The organism is Pseudomonadota bacterium, from assembly GCA_008501635.1.
Lineage (GTDB): Bacteria > Pseudomonadota > Gammaproteobacteria > QQUJ01 > QQUJ01 > QQUJ01.
In genome coordinates this window covers 205,287-224,022 of the sequence record QQUJ01000030.1, presented here as the reverse complement: position 1 = coordinate 224,022, position 18,736 = coordinate 205,287, and the positions used below count along the sequence as shown (strand labels likewise).

General features: G+C 61.1%; 23 protein-coding genes. 8 read left to right on the top strand and 15 right to left on the bottom strand.

Annotation, left to right across the window (positions count from 1 at the left end):
• Positions 1-6 precede the first annotated feature (6 nt).
• On the top strand, positions 7-900 hold the full coding sequence (locus DWQ09_18350; protein ID KAA3626183.1) for an EamA/RhaT family transporter: 894 nt from the start codon (positions 7-9) through the stop codon (positions 898-900).
• A 22-nt stretch (positions 901-922) separates the two neighbouring features.
• On the opposite strand, the gene mgtE is transcribed toward DWQ09_18350, so the two are convergent.
• The 15 genes from mgtE to DWQ09_18275 all read right to left on the bottom strand — a co-directional run bounded on the left by mgtE (position 923) and on the right by DWQ09_18275 (position 13,647).
• Positions 923-2,272 carry a magnesium transporter gene (mgtE, locus tag DWQ09_18345; protein KAA3626182.1) on the bottom strand — a complete coding sequence of 450 codons (1,350 nt, stop codon included), beginning with the start codon at positions 2,270-2,272 and terminating at the stop codon, positions 923-925.
• 187 nt (positions 2,273-2,459) lie between these two features.
• On the bottom strand, positions 2,460-4,196 hold the full coding sequence (gene ptsP / locus DWQ09_18340) for a phosphoenolpyruvate--protein phosphotransferase (protein KAA3626181.1): 1,737 nt from the start codon (positions 4,194-4,196) through the stop codon (positions 2,460-2,462).
• A 23-nt stretch (positions 4,197-4,219) separates the two neighbouring features.
• Complete coding sequence (locus DWQ09_18335; GenBank protein ID KAA3626234.1) at positions 4,220-4,486, bottom strand: HPr family phosphocarrier protein; 267 nt, start codon at positions 4,484-4,486, stop codon at positions 4,220-4,222.
• Position 4,487: 1 nt separating this feature from the next.
• Positions 4,488-4,892 carry a PTS fructose transporter subunit IIA gene (locus DWQ09_18330; GenBank protein KAA3626180.1) on the bottom strand — a complete coding sequence of 135 codons (405 nt, stop codon included), beginning with the start codon at positions 4,890-4,892 and terminating at the stop codon, positions 4,488-4,490.
• On the bottom strand, positions 4,889-5,749 hold the full coding sequence (locus DWQ09_18325) for an RNase adapter RapZ (protein KAA3626179.1): 861 nt from the start codon (positions 5,747-5,749) through the stop codon (positions 4,889-4,891). Before DWQ09_18325 ends, DWQ09_18330 begins: the two co-directional genes overlap by 4 nt.
• The gene (hprK, locus tag DWQ09_18320; protein KAA3626178.1) at positions 5,746-6,693 is read right to left on the bottom strand and encodes an HPr(Ser) kinase/phosphatase; all 948 of its coding nucleotides are present in this window, start codon (positions 6,691-6,693) and stop codon (positions 5,746-5,748) included. Before hprK ends, DWQ09_18325 begins: the two co-directional genes overlap by 4 nt.
• The gene (ptsN, locus tag DWQ09_18315; protein KAA3626177.1) at positions 6,690-7,163 is read right to left on the bottom strand and encodes a PTS IIA-like nitrogen-regulatory protein PtsN; all 474 of its coding nucleotides are present in this window, start codon (positions 7,161-7,163) and stop codon (positions 6,690-6,692) included. Before ptsN ends, hprK begins: the two co-directional genes overlap by 4 nt.
• A 41-nt stretch (positions 7,164-7,204) precedes the next feature.
• Positions 7,205-7,537, bottom strand: coding sequence for a ribosome-associated translation inhibitor RaiA (gene raiA / locus DWQ09_18310; protein ID KAA3626176.1), 333 nt, complete (start codon positions 7,535-7,537; stop codon positions 7,205-7,207).
• A gap of 39 nt (positions 7,538-7,576) precedes the next feature.
• Positions 7,577-9,043: an RNA polymerase factor sigma-54 gene (locus DWQ09_18305; protein ID KAA3626175.1), complete on the bottom strand. Its 1,467-nt coding sequence runs from the start codon at positions 9,041-9,043 to the stop codon at positions 7,577-7,579.
• 257 nt (positions 9,044-9,300) lie between these two features.
• Positions 9,301-10,023: an LPS export ABC transporter ATP-binding protein gene (gene lptB / locus DWQ09_18300; GenBank protein KAA3626174.1), complete on the bottom strand. Its 723-nt coding sequence runs from the start codon at positions 10,021-10,023 to the stop codon at positions 9,301-9,303.
• The gene (gene lptA / locus DWQ09_18295; protein ID KAA3626173.1) at positions 10,020-10,556 is read right to left on the bottom strand and encodes a lipopolysaccharide transport periplasmic protein LptA; all 537 of its coding nucleotides are present in this window, start codon (positions 10,554-10,556) and stop codon (positions 10,020-10,022) included. The genes lptB and lptA overlap by 4 nt, the downstream gene beginning before the upstream one ends.
• Positions 10,537-11,094 (bottom strand): LPS export ABC transporter periplasmic protein LptC, encoded by a 558-nt coding sequence (lptC, locus tag DWQ09_18290; GenBank protein ID KAA3626172.1) that lies wholly within the window; start codon positions 11,092-11,094, stop codon positions 10,537-10,539. The genes lptA and lptC overlap by 20 nt, the downstream gene beginning before the upstream one ends.
• Complete coding sequence (gene kdsC, locus DWQ09_18285; GenBank protein ID KAA3626171.1) at positions 11,091-11,618, bottom strand: 3-deoxy-manno-octulosonate-8-phosphatase KdsC; 528 nt, start codon at positions 11,616-11,618, stop codon at positions 11,091-11,093. Before kdsC ends, lptC begins: the two co-directional genes overlap by 4 nt.
• 13 nt (positions 11,619-11,631) lie before the next feature.
• A complete protein-coding gene (locus DWQ09_18280) occupies positions 11,632-12,639 on the bottom strand; it encodes a KpsF/GutQ family sugar-phosphate isomerase (protein ID KAA3626170.1) in 1,008 nt (335 codons plus the stop codon).
• A 27-nt stretch (positions 12,640-12,666) separates the two neighbouring features.
• The gene (locus tag DWQ09_18275) at positions 12,667-13,647 is read right to left on the bottom strand and encodes a calcium/sodium antiporter (protein ID KAA3626169.1); all 981 of its coding nucleotides are present in this window, start codon (positions 13,645-13,647) and stop codon (positions 12,667-12,669) included.
• Between the two features lie 282 nt (positions 13,648-13,929).
• Here DWQ09_18275 and DWQ09_18270 point away from each other — a divergent pair, with 282 nt between their 5' ends.
• The 7 genes from DWQ09_18270 to murA all read left to right on the top strand — a co-directional run bounded on the left by DWQ09_18270 (position 13,930) and on the right by murA (position 18,723).
• Positions 13,930-14,751: an ABC transporter ATP-binding protein gene (locus DWQ09_18270; GenBank protein KAA3626168.1), complete on the top strand. Its 822-nt coding sequence runs from the start codon at positions 13,930-13,932 to the stop codon at positions 14,749-14,751.
• Positions 14,745-15,527, top strand: a complete 783-nt coding sequence (gene mlaE / locus DWQ09_18265; GenBank protein KAA3626167.1) for a lipid asymmetry maintenance ABC transporter permease subunit MlaE — start codon at positions 14,745-14,747, stop codon at positions 15,525-15,527. Before DWQ09_18270 ends, mlaE begins: the two co-directional genes overlap by 7 nt.
• A gap of 2 nt (positions 15,528-15,529) precedes the next feature.
• Positions 15,530-16,003 (top strand): outer membrane lipid asymmetry maintenance protein MlaD, encoded by a 474-nt coding sequence (gene mlaD / locus DWQ09_18260; GenBank protein KAA3626166.1) that lies wholly within the window; start codon positions 15,530-15,532, stop codon positions 16,001-16,003.
• A gap of 188 nt (positions 16,004-16,191) precedes the next feature.
• Entirely contained in the window at positions 16,192-16,770 is a 579-nt protein-coding gene (locus tag DWQ09_18255) for an ABC transporter substrate-binding protein (GenBank protein KAA3626233.1), read from the top strand.
• Entirely contained in the window at positions 16,757-17,077 is a 321-nt protein-coding gene (locus tag DWQ09_18250; protein KAA3626165.1) for an STAS domain-containing protein, read from the top strand. The genes DWQ09_18255 and DWQ09_18250 overlap by 14 nt, the downstream gene beginning before the upstream one ends.
• 89 nt (positions 17,078-17,166) lie before the next feature.
• On the top strand, positions 17,167-17,418 hold the full coding sequence (locus DWQ09_18245; protein ID KAA3626164.1) for a BolA family transcriptional regulator: 252 nt from the start codon (positions 17,167-17,169) through the stop codon (positions 17,416-17,418).
• A 45-nt stretch (positions 17,419-17,463) separates the two neighbouring features.
• Positions 17,464-18,723, top strand: coding sequence for a UDP-N-acetylglucosamine 1-carboxyvinyltransferase (gene murA / locus DWQ09_18240; GenBank protein ID KAA3626163.1), 1,260 nt, complete (start codon positions 17,464-17,466; stop codon positions 18,721-18,723).
• Positions 18,724-18,736 lie beyond the last annotated feature (13 nt).

The window sequence follows — 18,736 nt, the reverse complement described above, 5'->3', positions numbered from 1 at the left end:
GTGAACATGCCCCACTCTCCGGGGAATCGCTCCGATCACCGATTCTGGGGGTATGCGCTGTTACTCCTGGCGGCAAGCCTCTGGGCGCTGATCGGTCCGGTGGCGCGCTTCGCCTTTGAAGAGGGCGTGGCACCCCTTGAGGTGGCCTTCTGGCGCGCCGCCCTCGCCTGGATACTGTTCAGCGTCCACGCCGCCGCCCGGCGCCAAATGCGTGTTGCCCCCAGGCACCTGCCCCTCATTGCTGTGTTTGGCGTGGTCTGCATAGCAATTTTCTACGCCGCTTATCAGGGCGCCGTGGAGGCCGGCGGTGCTGCCCTGGCCTCGATGCTGCTCTATACCGCGCCCGCGTGGGTGGTGCTGATGGCACAGGTGATTCTCGGCGAGTGTGCGACACCACGCAAAATATTGGCGGTAGTTTTGACACTGACTGGCGTAGCGTTTATCGCGCAGGAGGGTGGCGGTGTACTGCGTGAAGGCGGGGTGAGCGGGATCGCGATCGCACTCGGCCTGCTGTCCGGTTTTACCTATGCACTCTATTTCATTTTCGGCAAAAGTTTTCTCCGCCACTACAGTACACCGACGCTGTTTCTTTATGCCCTGCCGGTGGGCGCACTGGTGCTGCTGCCCTTTGTCGAATTCGCGGACAAGACGCCGCTGGCCTGGCTCTGCGTCATCAGCGTGGCGGTGGTCTCGACCTATTTCGCCTATCTGGCGTACTACGCCGGACTGCGCCATCTGGACGCGACGCGTGCGGCGGTCGTCGTCACCGTTGAACCCGTAGTGGCGGTGCTCGTTGCCTGGTGGTGGTGGGACGAGCGGTTCGGGACAATGGGACTGGTGGGCAGCGTTCTCATCCTGGGCAGTGTGCTGCTGGTGGTGACCATGCGGCGAAGTACCTGACCACTGCTCGATTTGTGACCCGTCACAAAAGGTAGATACTGGCCAGTCCCAGAAAGGCAAGAAAGCCCACGACATCGGTTACGGTGGTGAGGGCGACGGTACCCGCCAACGCCGGATCGATGCCCATGCGCTTCATCAGCAGGGGGATGGTGAGCCCGGCGATGGCCGCTGCGACCAGATTGATGACCATGGCGGCGGCGATGATGAAGCCGATCGAGTAGTCCTTGAACCAGGCGACGGCAACGATCCCGACCACGACCGCCCACAACAGACCGTTGAGCAGCCCCACCGCCAGCTCGCGGCCGAGCAGCCAGGCGGAGTTGGCACTGCTCACCTGGCCCAGTGCCAATCCGCGAATCGCCAACGTCAGGGTCTGGGTGCCGGCGTTGCCGCCCATACTGGCGACGATAGGCATCAGCACTGCGAGCGCGACGATCTTGTCGAGTACCCCCTCGAACTGACCGATGACCCACGAGGCAAGGAATGCCGTGATCAGATTGACACCCAGCCAGATGGCACGGCGTCGGGTGCTGGTCAGCACCGGTGCGAAGAGATCCTCTTCCTCGTCCAGACCGGCCATGCTGAGCAGCGTCTGGTCGGCCTCTTCCTTGATGACGTCGACGACATCGTCAACGGTGATGCGACCGAGCAGGCGGCGCTGCTCATCGACTACCGGCGCCGAGATAAAGTCACGCTGCTCGAAGATCTTTGCCACTTCACTGGTGGGAGCGTTCGCGGCGATACCGTCGACGTCGCGCACCATGACCTGACCCACGCGCAGCGTTGGGTCTTTGGTGAGCAGGTCGGTCAGTGACAGCAATCCCAGGTAGCGGTCGTTGCGGTTGACCACGATGAGATTGTCGGTCAGTTCGGGGATTTCGCCGCGCATGCGCAGGTAGCGCAACACCACGTCGAGCGTTACATCGGGACGCACCGTCAGGGTGTCGGTGCTCATGATACCGCCCGCGGTATCCTCCGCGTAGGAGAGAACGGCCTCGATGCGGTGGCGATCCTGTTTGTCGAGGGAGCTCAGGACCTCCCGAATGACGGTGTCGGGAAGATCCTGGAGGATGTCGGCGATGTCGTCGGCTTCCAGTCCCTCGGTAGCCGCAACCAGTTCGCTGGTGTCGTACTCCTCCAGCAGTTTGGCGCGCACCTCGTCATTGAGGTGGGTGAGCACATCGCCGTCGTACTCCTCATCGACGAGCTCCCAGACCACATGGCGCTGGGTGGGGGGCAGAGATTCGAGCAGCAACGCGATCTCGGCCGGATGCAATTCGTTGATCATCCGTCCAACCTGGCGCAGCGTTCCCTCCTCCAATGCGGCGGTGAACTTGCGCAGGCGTTCGCGATGTTGTTCTTGTTCCTGCATGGCGATCTGTCAGACCGTAAGTCGTGTAACGGGAGGTGGCGTGACCGGCCCCTGGCCGGATGCCGCCGCAAGTGTAGCAAGTACACTGGTAAAGTGATATTGACGCGACGCATGAGAACCGTGAACGTGGGAGCTGATGCACACCGACGATCGGGCCGGTTGCCCAACCACCCACCAGGGTGCGACATCAGACGTTCAGGCGGTCAACCAGCGATGCGATCTCTGAATGGTGGGTGGTTCGCAGAATACGTTTGACAGCGTGTGAGAGGGCATTGATTTCGCTGTTGTTGATGATGCGCTTTACCTCCAGCAGTGACGAGGAATGCATGCTGAATTCGCAAAGCCCCATCCCCAGGAGCAGGCGTGTGTAACGGGGATCACCCGCCATTTCGCCGCACATCGCTACCGGAATACCGGCTTTTCTGCCGGCCTTGATGGTGGTGGCGATGAGCTGCAACACCGAGGGGTGCAGAGGATCGTAGAGGTAGTTTACCGTGTCGTCCACCCGATCTACGGCAAGGGTGTATTGGATCAGATCGTTGGTGCCGATCGAGAAAAAGTCGAGATGCTTGGCGAAGATGTGGGCACAGATGGCGGCGGCCGGCACCTCGATCATACCGCCGACAGGAATATTGGCATCGAACTTGATCCCGGATTCACGAAACTCGCGCTTCAAATCCGCAATGATCTGCAACACCTGAAACAGCTCCTGGGTGCTGGAAAGCATGGGGATCATGATGCGCACCGGCCCCAGGGCAGAGACGCGAAGAATGGCGCGCAGTTGCGGAAGAAACAACGATGGATCGCGCAGGCACAGGCGAATCGCCCGCAAGCCGAGCGCGGGATTGGTCGGCAGAGGGCCGCTGACGCGCCCGCTGTCCACCTGCTTGTCTGATCCGAGATCCAGCGTGCGGATGGTGATGGGGGTGCCGCGCAGCGTTTTCAGCACATTGCGGTAGGTTTCGAAATGCTCTTCCTCATCCGGCAGATCGGTGCGGTTCATGTAGATGAATTCGGTGCGGTAGAGTCCCACCCCCTCCGCGCCCACGGTGCGCACGGCGCGGGTGTCTTCCGCGAGTTCGATATTGGCCATCAGTTTGATGGCTACACCGTCGAGCGTTATGGCACTGCGCCACTTGAGCTTTTGCAGCTCCTGCTGGTAACGCTTCTCCTCACTCTGCCCCTCGCGGTAGTAGCGTATGATCTTCGGCGTGGCGTCGGCGAGTACGATGCCATGCTGGCCGTCGAGAATCAGTTGTTCGTTATCACGCAGATAGCGCCGCGCGTTGCGCACTCCCACCGCGGCGGGTATGCCCAGGCTGCGCGCCAGTATCGCGGTATGAGAGAGAGGGCCGCCGAACTCGGTAATGAAGCCGGCGATGCCCTGGTTCTGCATCAGCACGGTATCGGCGGGCGTCAGGTCGTCAGCGACAATGATGCGGCCCTTGAATCGCTTCTCCGGTGTCTCGCCTTCGTGATGATCGGCATCCAGCAACAGCCGTTGGATGCGGTTGACGACGTGATCGACATCGTCCTTGCGCGTGCGCAGGTAGGGATCGTCCATTTCGTCGAAGACCCTCACCAGCGAGTCGCGCTGCATCTGCAATGCCCACTCGGCGTTGATGCGCCGCTCCTGAATCAGCTTGGCGGGAGCCTTGGAGAGGGCCGCATCGTCCATCATCAGCAGGTGGGTGTCGATGAAGGCGGCGATGTCGCTGGGGGCATCCTCGGGGATCTGGTCGCGAATACCACGTAATTGACGCTTCGCGCTGTTTACGGCGGCGCGAAATCGGGCAACCTCGTCATCGATCTTGTACTTCGGCAGGCAGTACTCGACGGCCTCCAAAGAGCGGCGCTGCAAATGGTAGGCTTTGCCGATAGCAATGCCGCGGGAAACGCCGATGCCGTTCAGTTCGAGCGTCATGGGTGCGCGGTGCTCACGGTTGGCTATTCACCTTCGCCGAATTTGTCGTTTACCAGCTCCTGGATGGCGCTGGTCGCGGACTCGGCATCGCCGCCGGCGACAATCATCTTGAGCGTGGTGCCTTTGCCCGCGGCCAGCATCATCACCCCCATGATGCTTTTGGCGTTGGCGCGGCGCGAATCACGCAGCAGCTGTATATCGCTTTCGAAACCCGAGGCGACGGTCACCAGTTTTGCGGCTGCCCGCGCATGTAGCCCCAGCTTGTTGATGATAGTGATTTCGGTCTCGATCTCAGCCACAACCAGACTCCTGATCACAGGCGAAGATACAGTCCTTGCCGCCGCCGATCGCTTTTTCCGCAAGTTCTTCGAGAGGCAGCGACGAGTAGTTGAGAACCCGCATGACCATCGGTAGATTGATGCCGGTTACGGTTATCACCCGCCTGCCATCGTGCAGTGCGCTGGCGATATTGCCGGGCGTCGCGCCGTAGAGATCGGTGAGGATCAGCACACCATCCCCTTGGTCAACCTGGTCGAGTAGGCGGCGCGCTCGCAGTTGATGCGACTCGAGCCGGTTGTCCTGGGGAACTTCGAGAACCACGGCGTTTATCGGGCAGGATTTCAGCGTATGTGTAGCGGTTCTGAGCAGCGCCCCACCAATTCCCTCGTGAGTGATGATCAGCAACCCGACGCTCATTTGAGTTCCCGATGCCGTGTCAGTACGGTGCCGCTCAACAGTTTGCGAAAATGCGCCGCGAGCTTCTCAACGGTGTAAACCGAACGGTGCTGACCACCGGTGCAGCCAATGCCAACCGTCACGTAACTCCGGTTCTCGGCCTCGAAGTGGGGTAGCCAGCGTTCGAGCAGGCCGCGCAAATCTTCAATCATCGCCATCACCATGGGCTGGGATTCGAGATATTCGATGACCGCAGCATCAAAACCGTTCAGCGGTCGCAACTGCGGTTCCCAATAGGGATTGGGGAGGCAGCGGACATCGAAGACGAAATCGGCATCGCCGGGCACACCGTGTTTGTAGCCAAATGACTGGAATAACAGTGAAATCGAATTGCGTGCCCGACCGTAGACTCGCTCGCGTACCAATTCGCGCAATTCATGGATGTTGGTCAAACTGGTGTCGATGACGAGATTCGCGCACGAGACGATGGGTTCAAGACGCGCGCGTTCGCTCTCGATGGCATCGGCTAAAGAGTATCGATTGCCGCTTAGCGGATGCTTGCGGCGCGTTTCGCTGAAGCGTTTGAAAAGGGCGTCGTCGTCGGCGGTGAGAAACAGCACCTCGCATTCGACACCGTCGTTTTTGAGGCGCTCCAGAATGCTCGGCACCTGCTGCAGATCCTCTTCCAGATTGCGGGCATCGATTCCCACTGCGGAGTTACGGATCGTGTCGGCGGGCCGACGTTGCATCTGCTGTGCAAAGTCGTAGAGCAGCAGCACCGGGAGGTTATCGATGCAGTAGTAGCCGAGATCCTCCAGCGTGCGCAGTGCCGTGCTCTTTCCTGAACCGGAAAGACCGCTGATCAGGACCAGTTTCATGTGCTTTCCTGTTGGATGAATCGTTGCTGGCGGTTGACGAAATCCTCCGCAGCGTCGTAACCCTTGAGTACCAGCAAATGATGCCGCACAGCGGTCTCCACCATCACGGCCAGGTTGCGTCCTGGTGCAACGAAAAGGGTGATTTCCGGGATATCGACGCCGAGCACGTTGCGCGGCCGACTGGTGCCGTAGAGACGATCCAATCCCTGGGTGTTTTCCTTTGTGGCGATTTTGAGATTTATGATCAGGCGCAGGTAGCGGCTGCTCTTCACGGCGTTGCTGCCGAACATGGCACGGACGTTGAGAACGCCCAAGCCGCGAACCTCGAGAAAATCGTTCAATGGCTCGGGGCAGGTGCCGTTGACGATATCGGGAGCAATGCGGGCGAACTCCGGTGCATCATCGGCAATCAGCCGATGACCACGGCTGATGAGTTCCAATGCAAGTTCGCTTTTGCCCAATCCCGCCTCGCCGGTCAGCAGTAACCCGCTGCCCATCACCTCCATGAAGACGCCGTGGATGGTGAGGCGCTCCGCCAATAGATTGGCCAGGTAGTAGTGGAGGTGGCTGATCAGCTCGTGGCTGCCCAGCCGCGAGGAGAACAACGGGGTGGCAGTGGCCTCCGCTTCATTGATGAGTTCCTGCGGCACCACCTGATTGTTGGCCACCATTATGAATGGTGACGATTCGATGAAAATACTGGAAATCGCTTCAGCGCGAGAACCGGAATCGAGGGCGGCGAGGTAGTCGAGTTCGCGAATGCCAAGCACCTGCACGCGCGGTCGTCGTATGAAATTCAAATGCCCCACCAGCGCCATGCCGGTGTACCCGGAACCGGTGGAGGGGATGGGGATGTCGCCGCCGGCCGCGCCCGCTACCCATTCCAAACCCAGCTGGTCACAGAAGGTCTCGAACAGAGAGCGGGGCGTGACCGGCTGCGTCATGTGACCGAACTGTCCGCTGTGCGCCAGGCGCTGAGCAGTTGCAGCAACTCAGCGGGGTCGCTGGTCTGTCTCAGCCGCTCGCAGAAGTCTGCGTCACGAAACATCTCGGCAAGCTGTGCGAGGATCTGCAGGTGCTCGTCGGTGGATTCTTCCGGGACCACCAGCGCGAACAGCAGATCGACCGGCTGGTCGTCGATGGCGTCGAAATCAACGGGCACCGCCGCAGTGACGAAGGCCCCGACCGCGGGTCGATCGTGGGCGATGCGGCCATGGGGTAGCGCTACACGATTGCCCAGTCCGGTGCTGCCCAGTTTCTCCCGGCTCAACAAGCTGGAGAATATTTCCGCTTGATCGAGATCGGGACAGCTCTCGGTAATCAGCGTGCTCAGATATTCCAAGGCACGTTTTTTACTGGTGATGTCGGCCTTGGGCACAACCCGTTCGGGGCTCAGTAGATCGGAAATTGTCATGATGCAGCACTCAGGCCGGCAGGCCCTGTTACAGGTTTCGATTACAACGACTCGACGCTCTTGCTCTTGATGCCACCCTCGGCACGGTGGTGATCGTTTTGCTTGCCGCGATGTTTTTTCAACTGGCGGTCAAGCTTGTCTACCAGCCCATCGATAGCGGCATACATGTCTTCCTGCACGGAGTCGGCGAAGACATCGGCGCCACTGATGTGCATTTTGGCTTCAGCCTTCTGGGCCAGTTTCTCGACACTGAGAATGACATGCACGTTGGTTACTTGATCGAAGTGGCGCTGCAGCCGCTCGAACTTGGTGTTGACGTAGTCGCGCAGTGCGGCGGTGATCTCGATGTGGTGACCGGTAATGTTGAGTTGCATGTTGTGACTCCTTGGGGTTGAAAGGGTGCGCCTGTCACCTCAGATCAGGCGTTTGCGTTCGTTCGAGGGCGGTATGCACATCGCTTCCCGATACTTGGCCACGGTACGGCGAGCTACCTGTATGCCCTGATCCGAGAGGATACGGGCAATCTTGCTGTCGCTGAGCGGTTTGGCCGGATTCTCCGCAGCGACCAGTTTTTTCATCAGTGCACGGATCGCGGTGGCGGAGCATTCGCCACCGCTCGCTGTACTGACATGGCTGGAAAAGAAGTATTTGAACTCGAAGATGCCGCGTGGTGTGTGCATGTACTTGCGGGTGGTGACGCGCGAAATGGTGGATTCGTGCATTTCGATGGTTTCGGCCACATCGCGCAGCACCATCGGTTTCATGGCCTCTTCGCCGTAGTCCAGGAATGCCTGCTGGCGCTCGACGATGCACGAGGCAACCTTGAGCAGCGTTTCGTTGCGGCTTTGCAGGCTCTTGATGAACCAGCGCGCCTCCTGCAAGTGCGATTTGAGCGTGGTGTTGTCCGCGCTGTTATCGGCGCGGCGGATCATGCCCGCGTATTGAGTGTTGATTCGCAGGCGTGGCGTCGTTTCCGGATTGAGCTCGACGCGCCAGGCACCGTTCATCTTGCGCACGTATACATCGGGCACGATGTATTCGGTCGTCGTACTCGGCATGCTGTTGCCGGGGTGAGGATTGAGCGAGCGGACCAGCGCCAGCGCCTCGCGCAGTGTCTCCTCGTCAAGCCGCGCGCGGCGCATCAGCAACTGCTGATCACGGCCCGCCAAAAGATCCAGATGCTCCGTGACCAACCGCATCGCCTCTCTACGGAACGGGGTATTGTCGGGTAGTTGCCGCAACTGCAAATAGAGACACTCGCCCAGGTCCCGGCAACCGATGCCGGGCGGGTCGAAGTTCTGTATCCGATGCAGCACCGCCTCCACTTCGTCCAGTTCCACTTCCCCCAGGTCTTCTTTGACTGCTTCCAGCACATCTTCGAGGCTGCAGGTGAGGTAACCGTCGTCGTTGATGGAGTCGACAATCACCGAGGCGATGGTGAAATCGGTCTCATTGAAAGGCGTCAGTTGCAGTTGCCAGAGCAGGTAGTCGTGGAGCTTTTCATCAATTTCAGCGGCGTGGTCGTACTCGCGGTCGTCACCGTCGTAGTTTGAGTAGCTCATTCCGCCGGTGTCGTAGACATCCTCCCAGGCGCTGTCTACGGGCAGATCTTCAGGGATGTCGGCAGGTGTCTGATTTACTTCACTTTCGGCGCTGCTGCCATTGCTGCCGTTGCGGTTGCTGAGTTCGATCTCGATGCTGAGTGCAGGTTCCTGCTGCTCGAGTTCCTCCTCGTTTTCGAGCATCACGTTGGACTCCAACGCCTGCTGCACCTCCAGTTGCAGCTCCAGGGTGGAGAGCTGCAAAAGGCGAATAGCCTGCTGCAGCTGCGGTGTCATCGTGAGCTGCTGGCTTAGGCGTAGCTGAATCGACTGCTTCATTGGAGAGGTTGGTTGAGCAATGGAGCCTATTTAAGTGTGCTGGGCTAACCAAATAATAACCCATGCCATGCCCGTTTTCCGGGTCTCGGCACAGTATTGGCACGAACTTTGATAAGTATCAAGCCTTGACATGCGGCGGAACAGCTGTTGCTCAAGTTCCGCCCGGGCCCCCTCCCTGAGCGAAGCGGCAATTGTGACCCGCCACGCGCGCAGTGGCAACTAGCGCGGTGATCGTGAAACCATGCCGGCACTCCGGATCACAGCCGGAATTTCTCACCGAGATAGACTTCACGTACCAGTGCGTTGTTCAGGATCTCCTCGGCACTCCCCTGGGCGATCACCTGACCGGCGTTGAGAATATAGGCGCGATGACATATGCCCAGCGTTTCGCGCACGTTGTGGTCGGTGATCAATACCCCGATGTTGCGCTCACAGAGGTGTTCGATGATGCGCTGAATGTCCAGCACCGAGATCGGATCGACTCCCGCGAAAGGCTCATCCAGGAGTATGAAGCGCGGCTCGGCCGCCAGGGCCCGGGCGATCTCGACCCGTCGCCGTTCACCGCCGGAGAGGCTCATGCCCAGATGCTCGCGCAGATGTCCGATATGCAGTTCATGCAGCAGCTCATCGAGGCGTTCCTGGCACTCGGCGCCGGAGAGTCCGCGAATCTCCAGGATGGCAAGGATGTTCTCCGCTACGGTCAGTTTGCGAAACACCGAGGCCTCCTGCGGCAGGTACCCCACGCCAAGCCGCGCGCGTTCATGCATCGGAAGCCGGGTGATATCGCGTCCGTCGATGACGATCTGCCCGGCATCGGCGGCAATCAGGCCGACGATCATGTAGAAAGAGGTGGTTTTTCCTGCGCCATTGGGTCCCAGCAGGCCTACCGCCTCACCGCTGCTGATCTCCAGCGAGACATCGCTGACCACACTGCGGTCGCGGTAGCGCTTGGCCAGAGCTGTCGCCGTGAGCCGGGTCACTGCGCGGCTTTCGGTGTGTCCGCGGTGTCCGGAGCGGACTGGTTTTTGGGTTGGATGACGATACGAACGCGGCTCGAGCCATCGGTGCTGCCCTGGGCGTGCACCCGGTCGCGAGCAGCGTCGTACTCGATGCTGGCACCGGCGAACTCTTCCTTTCCCTGCCAGAAGCGTGCCTCGCCAATGAACAGGGTTGTCTCGCGTTCGGTATCGTGTTCGATGCGCCGGGCGTGGCCGTAAGCATCCTGCTCCTTGCCCTGGGGACGTTGGCGGAAGGTGGCGGGGGAGCCCATCATGATGATGCGTTCCGGTCCATCCTCGTTGGAGTGCACCACGATCTCATCGCCGGTGGCGCGTACACTGCCCTGGCTCATCTGCACCGCACCGCTGTAACGGCTGATCTTCTTCTGGTCGTCGATGGTGACGCTATCGGCTTCGAGGTGCATAGGCTGGTCGCGATCACTGTCGAGACCCCAGGCGGATGCGGGCATCGCGGTGACGATCAGTATCAGCGAATTAGTGATTAGCCGGCGCATGGACTCCCCGTACCTTTGCCAAGAGCTGCAATGACCCGCCCTCTCCCAAATTACCGCGCAGCCCGGTTGCTTCGATGTGGCTGGTGCCGTCTTGAAAGGTCACCCGGGCTGCAGTTTCGACGTAATTCTCCCGCGGACGCAGCAACAGATCGCGGGTCTGGAGTACACCGTTCGCTGCGCCCAGCTGAGTCATCGTGACCGCGCCACGCAGCATAACCACTTTTCCGTCCGCATCGCTGCTGCCTTGATCGCTGCGGACCTCCCAGAGTGGTCCCTGATCGCCGATGGCGTAGAAACGCGGTTCGAGCAATTCACTGCTGTCATCGTCGCTGTAGTGAACGATACGCGCGGCGCTCATGCGGTGCTGGAGGACACCGTTCTCGTCCATGGCGCGTAGCTGGACGGAGGTAAGGAAGAAATCGGGCGTATGCCGCTCGGGACGGCTGATCGCCGGTTGCGGGGTAAGGATATCCGCAACCCAGTTGCTCAGCAGCGCGAGCGCGACGAGGGCGACAAACACCACGCTGGCGCGGGTCATCTGGAGATATACCCCGCCATGGCGGGTTGCAGTGTGCCCTGGGCCTCCATGATCAGCTCGCACACCTCGCGCGCGGCGCCGCGCCCCCCGGGAAGGGTGGTTTGCCAATGGGCGTGTTGCCGCACCAGCGGGTGCGCATCGCTGACCGCGATGGCCAGGCCAACCCGACACATTACCGGCAGATCGATGACATCGTCCCCGGCATAGGCGACCTGGTCGGCGCCGATGCCCAGTTCCGTGATCAGGGCCTCGAAGGCCGGGCCCTTGTCCTCCAGACCTTGATGGACATGGCGGATGCCAAGGGCCTGCATGCGGGTCTGAACAGCGGCTGAGCGGCGCCCGGAGAGAATAGCGACCTCCACACCCGAACGCTGCAACATTTTGAGGCCGTGGCCGTCGCGGGCATTGAAAATCTTGAATTCCTCCCCGCGATCGCTGAAGAACAGGCTGCCGTCGGTCAGTACGCCGTCCACATCGAAGATCACCAGACGAACTGCGGCAGCCTTGGCGAGAGTATCCTGCATCTGCCGGCCGCCCCTACAGCACGCCCGCGCGCAGCAGGGTGTGCATATTCAACGCGCCGATGAGCCGGTTGGAGGCGTCGACCACCAGCAGACCGTTGATCTTCTTTTCCTCCATGATCTGCAGCCCTTCCGCGGCCAGAAGATCCGCCGTGACCGTCGTGCAGCCGCGCGTCATGACCGAGGCGACCGGAGCATTGTGGATATCGATGCCCTGGTCGAGCGTGCGGCGCAGATCGCCATCGGTGTAGATGCCGACCACACGCTCGGCGCCATCGACGATCGCGGTCATCCCCAATCCTTTGCGGCTCATCTCCAGCAGTGCGGTACTGAGGCCGGCAGATTCGGGCACCCGCGGAACTTCAGCGCCGCTGTACATCACATCGTGGATGCGCAGCAGCAGGCGCTTGCCCAGGCGCCCCGCAGGATGCGAGCGGGCAAAATCGGCGGCCGTAAAGCCGCGCGCTTGGAGCAGCGAAACCGCCAGTGCATCGCCCATGGCCAGCGTCGCGGTGGTGCTGGAGGTGGGCGCGAGACCCAACGGACAGGCCTCCTGATCGACGCTGACATCGATACAGACGCTGGATTGGCGCCCCAGCGTGGAGTCCGGCTTGCCGGTGAGGGTGATCAACGGCACATCGAGGCGTTTGATGAGCGGCAGGATGGTGAGGATCTCCTCCGTTTCCCCCGAGTTGGAGAGCGCGAGTACCACATCCTTGGCGGTAATCATTCCCAGATCGCCATGACTCGCTTCGCCCGGATGGACGAAAAAGGCCGGACTGCCGGTGCTCGCCAGGGTGGCGGCGATCTTGCTGCCGATATGCCCTGATTTGCCCATGCCGAGCACGATGATGCGCCCCTCGCAGGCGAGCAGGATGCGGCAGGCACGGGCGAACCCGGCATCGATGCGTTGAGCGAGCGCCGTCACTGCGGCCGCCTCGGTCGTGATCACCGCCCGCCCGAGATCACAGAACTTCGCGTCGGGATGATCCACCGGGGAAGATGTCGAGTCTTGTGGTGCCATGTATGGTCGCGTCGTTGGGTTTAGGTTTCAGTGCTGGATGTAGAGCATGACCTGGTAGCCGACAAAGGCGGCGAGCAGCGTACCCCCCTCCAAGCGGTTGATGCGGCCGTGTCCCCCGAATCCATAAGCCATGGCGAACAGGGCCAGGGTCATTATTGCCATGACCGGCAGATCGCGCACCAGCACCTCTTCGGGAAACCTTCCGGGGCTGATCAGGCCGGGCAGTGGCAGCACCGCCAACAAGTTGAACATATTGGAACCGATGATATTGCCGATCGCAATGTCGTGTTCCTTTTTTATGGCACTCACGATGGCGGCCGCCAGTTCGGGGAGGCTGGTGCCGATGGCAACGATCGTGAGGCCGATGACCAGATCGCTGACGCCCAGGCTCTGGGCAATCTCCACCGCCCCCCACACCAGCATGCGCGAGCTGACCAGCAGTACCGCCAGGCCGAAGACCAACCACATCAGCGCGCGGGAGAGTGGCCGCGCTTCGGGTACTTCGGCCGTGATCTCCCGGGTCATGGGATCACCGCGGCGCATGCGCATCCCCAGCGTCACCAGCCAGTAGAGCATCATGCAGAGCCCGCCCAGCAGCAACAGACCGTCGATACGTCCCAGGTTGCCGTCCGCCATCAGTACGCCTGCGAACATAACGACGGCGAGTAGGATGGGAAACTCGCGACGCAAGGTGTCCGAATGGACATCGAGCGGGGCGATCAGGGCTGTTACCCCGAGGATCAGGCCAATGTTGGCGATGTTGGATCCCAGCGCGTTGCCGATCGAGAGCCCCGTGTTGCCCTGCCAGGCGGCCATGCCCGAGACCAGCATCTCCGGGGCTGACGTGCCGAATCCCACCACCGTAAGACCGATGATCAGCGTGGATATACCCAGGTTGCGCGCCGTGGCGGCGGCGCCGACGACGAAGCGGTCCGCGCCCCAGACCAGCATGAGGAATCCGGCGATGACGGCGGCAATGGGTAACAGGAGACCGGTCGTATGATCCATCAAGCGGTGGCGTTGGTTTTGGGCGAGACTCGGGGTTCAGGGGCGACAGGCCCTACTGTGCGACGGGTCTCAGCAGGCCGGCGACACGCGATCTATTATGACACGACGCCGCGCAGGGCAGCACGGGCCGCACGCCGGGTGGCTGCCAGGTGCCGCCCGATGGGCCGCCGATGAAGTTGACTTGATTCCTGCGAGCACCGACACTTGCGGCCGAGTACCTGCAGCACCGGCGCAGTGACGCGACCCGAACAAGAAAGCACAACCAACCCTGGATCGTCTGCCTTGCAAGCCAACCAACCCGAGACACTCGTCGAGATCCGCGGATTACGGTTCCTGCGCGGATCGCGGGCGATCTTCGACGGTGTCGATCTCGATATCCGCCGCGGCCGAATCACGGCGATCATGGGGCCGAGCGGCAGCGGCAAGACGACGCTGCTGCGCCTGATCGGTGGCCAGCTGCGACCGCTGGAAGGCGCTGTGCACGTCGATGGCGAAGAGGTGGCGCGGTTGTCACGCAGCGGGTTGTATGAGCTGCGCAAGCGTATGGGAATGCTGTTTCAGAGCGGCGCCCTGCTGACCGATCTTACTGTTTACGAGAACGTCGCCTTTCCGCTGCGCGAGCACACCCGGCTGCCCGAGCGCATGATCCGCGATCTGGTCCTGATGAAATTGGAGGCCGTTGGACTGCGCGGCGCACGTGATCTGATGCCCAGTGAGTTGTCTGGCGGCATGGCGCGGCGGGTAGCGATGGCGCGCGCCATCGCGCTCGATCCGCTGATGATCATGTACGACGAGCCCTTCGCGGGGCAGGATCCGATCTCCATGGGTGTGCTGGTGAAATTGATTCGCACGCTGAACGACGCGTTGGGGCTGACCTCTATTATCGTCTCGCACGATGTGGCTGAGACCGCCTCCATCGCCGACTACATCTACGTGATTGCCGGAGGCAAGGTTATCGAGCACGGCACACCGGCGGCGCTGCGCGATTCCCATTCCGACTGGGTGCGCCAGTTCATGCAGGGGCTGCCCGATGGACCGGTGCCCTTCCACTATCCGGCGCCGCCCCTCGCTGTGGAGTTGCTCGACGGGGACGCGGCATGCTGACCCTGCTGCAGCGACTGGGGCGGGCCGGGCTCAATTTCTTCGAGCGCCTGGGACGCGGTCACCTCTTTCTTTTTCATACCCTGGTTACACTGCCGGGACTGCTGTGGCGCTTTGGTCTGGTAATCCGGCAGATCTATTCCGTGGGTGTGCTGTCGCTGGTGATCATCCTGGTCTCGGGGTTGTTTGTCGGTATGGTGCTGGGACTGCAGGGATACAACACCCTGGTCGATTTTGGTGCCGAGGAGTCGCTGGGCGTGGTGGTGGCGCTCTCGCTGGTGCGCGAGTTGGGACCGGTGGTCGCGGCACTGCTCTTTGCCGGACGCGCCGGGTCGGCTTTAACCGCAGAGATCGGGCTCATGAAGGCCACCGAGCAACTCTCCGGCATGGAGATGATGGCAGTCGATCCCCTGCAGCGTGTTATCGGTCCGCGGTTCCTCGCCGGGGTGATCTCGATGCCGCTGCTGGCCGCCATCTTCAGTGCCGTGGGGGTTGTGGGCGGCTATTTTGTCGGCGTTGGCCTGCTGGGCGTCGATGAAGGGGCCTTCTGGTCGCAGATGCAGGCCAAGGTGGATCTGCAGGAGGATGTCTATAATGGCGTCATCAAGAGCGTGGTGTTCGGAGTCGTGGCGACCTGGATCGCGGTATTCGAGGGTTACGACGCAGTGCCCACTTCCGAGGGGGTGAGCCGGGCGACGACCCGCACCGTGGTGCACACGGCACTGGCGGTATTGGGGCTCGATTTCCTGCTCACCGCACTCATGTTCACAGAGGTCTAATCATGTTTCAGTCACGAACTACGGAAATATGGGTCGGGCTGTTTGTCGCTGCGGGACTGGCGGCGCTCTTCGTGCTGGCGATGAAGGTCAGCAATCTGAGCGGTTTCACGGATGAAAAAGGCTACACGCTGGTAGCCCGATTCGAAAACATCGGCGGCCTCAAGGTGCGATCACCGGTGACTGTTTCGGGGGTAAGGATAGGGCGGGTGGCCGGTATCAGCTACGACAATGAGAACTACGAGGCCCTGGTGACGCTCAACGTGAGTGCGCACTACGACAAGTTGCCCACGGATACCAGCGCCAGCATCCTCACTGCGGGCTTGCTGGGCGAGCAGTATATTGGTCTCGAGCCCGGTGGTGAGGAACAGTTTCTCAAGGACGGGGACAGCATCCAGCTGACCCAGTCCGCGCTGGTGCTGGAGAAGATCATCGGTCAGTTTCTCTTCAGCAAGGCTGCGGAAGGCGTCAAGGAATAGGTGGAACTTGGCGCACGGTTTGAACTCTCAACACCCAAGAACGGACCGTTGTGCACGAAGGCGTCGCTGGTGGAAGTTGGCAGTTTGAGCGTGGTGGCGGTTTGCCGGGTACAAACGACAGAAGTCGGTAGGGAGCTTACATGAGAAAAAGAGTGCGCAGAGGCGGAGTGATACTGCTCCTGCTGGCAATGGCCGGTTGGCTGGGCGTGGCGCAGGCGGCGATGGGACCTTTGGAACTGGTGCAGGACACCACGGACAGGCTGTTGCAGGCGATCCAGGCCGAGAAGGCGGTGATTGAAAAGGATCCGGACCGGATCTATCGGCTGGTGGAGGAGATTGCGCTGCCCCATTTCGATTTTGAACGCATCTCGCGTTGGGTGCTGGCGAAGAATTGGCGCAAGGCAACGCCGGAACAACGTCAGCGCTTTTTAGAGGAGTTTACCGCGTTACTGGTGCGTACCTACGCAACGGCGCTGGCCGAATACAAAGGCCAGAAGGTGACCATGCAACCGGTGCGCATGAAACCGGATGATACCCAGGTCAAGGTGCGGGCCGAGGTGGAACAGCCGGGTGCCTTCCCGATTCCCATCGACTACCGGATGCATCTCACGGATGGTGCATGGAAGGTCTACGATGTCGCGATCGACGATATCAGCCTGGTTGCCAATTACCGCAGCACCTTCGCCAACGAAATCAGCAGTGGTGGTATCGACAACCTGATCGCCACCCTCGCGACCCGCAACAAGGGTGGTGATGGTGCAAAATGACGCCTGTCTGAAGCAGGGCGGCGACGGCGAACTGCTGCTGACCGGCGCCCTGAGTTTTGCCAGCGTGCCGCAGCTGGAGGGGCTGCTGGAACCGTTGCAGAGACCAGGCCAGGAAACCGTGATTGATCTGCGCGGCGTCAAGCGCAGCGACAGCGCCGGTCTCGCGCTTCTGGTTGAGTGGTTGCGGCAGACGCGGCAGCGCGGCGCAAAGCTGACGTTTCGCAATATCCCCGAGCAGATGCAGGCCATGGCTCGAATTAGCCAGGTGTATGGATTGTTGAACGATGAGGCGCCCGACGCCGATTAGGCGCCGTGTCCCCCGGTCGTTAACGCCGCACCGCAATTTCCCGTATCATAGGTCCCTTTTCCCGTGTCCGGGCAGGAGTTTCCGCAAAGATGCAAGCGCAAGATATCGAGGCGATAATCCGTGCCGGCCTTCCCGAGGCCGAGCACGTATCTGTCAGTGGAGACGGTACTTACTTCAAGGCTGTCATTGTCGCCGATTCATTTGCCGGTAAAGGGCTGGTTCAGCAGCACCGTCAGGTCTACGCGACTTTGGGGGACAAGATGCGCGCCGAGATCCATGCGCTCTCGATACAGACGCTGACCCCCGAAGAGTGGGAAGCCGAGGGACGTCCCAGTGCCTGACACTCTGCCGTTGACACACACCAAGGCCCTTTCCGACCGGGACCTATGGACCGACTGATCATCGAAGGTGGCGTGCCGCTCTCCGGTGAGGTGCGTATGTCCGGCGCCAAGAATGCCGCGCTGCCCATCATCATCTCGACACTCCTGGTGGATGGGATGGTCGCAATCGGCAACATACCGCATCTGCACGACATCACCACCACGATGGAGTTGCTCGGCGGCATGGGGGTGGAACTCACCGTCGACGAGCGTATGAATGTCGAGGTCGATCCGCGCTCCATCAACAACTTCGTCGCTCCCTACGAACTGGTCAAGACCATGCGCGCGTCGATCCTCGTGCTCGGCCCGCTGTTGGCGCGCTTTGGCGAGGCTGACGTGTCGTTGCCAGGCGGCTGCGCCATCGGATCGCGACCGGTCAATCTGCACATCAAGGGACTGCAGGCCATGGGGGCGGACATAGTTGTCGAGGGCGGCTATATTCGTGCCCGCGCCAAGCGCCTGCGTGGTGCACGCATCTTCATGGACCTGGTGACCGTTACCGGTACCGAGAACCTGATGATGGCGGCCACCCTGGCCGATGGCGTCACCATTATCGAGAATGCCGCGCGCGAGCCCGAGGTGGTCGATCTGGCGCATTGCCTCAATTCACTGGGTGCCAAGATCACCGGCCAGGGTACGGATACCATCACCATCGAAGGGGTGACGGCCCTGCGGGGCGGGCGGTACAACATCCTCCCCGATCGTATCGAAACCGGTACTTTTCTGGTGGCTGCGGCCATGACCAGCGGCCGCATCAAGGTCAAGGACACGCAACCCTCGCTGCTCGATTCAGTATTGGTCAAGCTGCGCGAGGCGGGTGCCAAGATCGAGGTCGGCGACACCTGGATCGATCTCGACATGGAGGGACGCAGGCCGCAGGCGGTGGAGGTCCGCACCGCTCCTTATCCGGCCTTTCCGACCGATATGCAGGCTCAGTTCACCGCACTCAATGCGGTTGCCGAGGGGGTGGGAACGATTACCGAAACGGTGTTTGAAAACCGCTTCATGCATGTGCCGGAACTCGATCGCATGGGTGCCAGGATCGAGCTCAAGGGGAACACCGCCATTTGTACCGGCGTCAGGCTGCTCAAGGGCGCGCCCGTGATGGCCACCGATCTGCGCGCTTCGGCCAGTCTGGTGCTGGCGGGTCTGGTGGCGAAAGGCGAGACGCGCGTCGACCGGATCTATCATATCGATCGCGGCTACGACAATATCGAGGAAAAGCTTGCCCAGCTGGGCGCGAAGATTCGTCGCGTTCCCTCCTGATCTCATCTCAGCA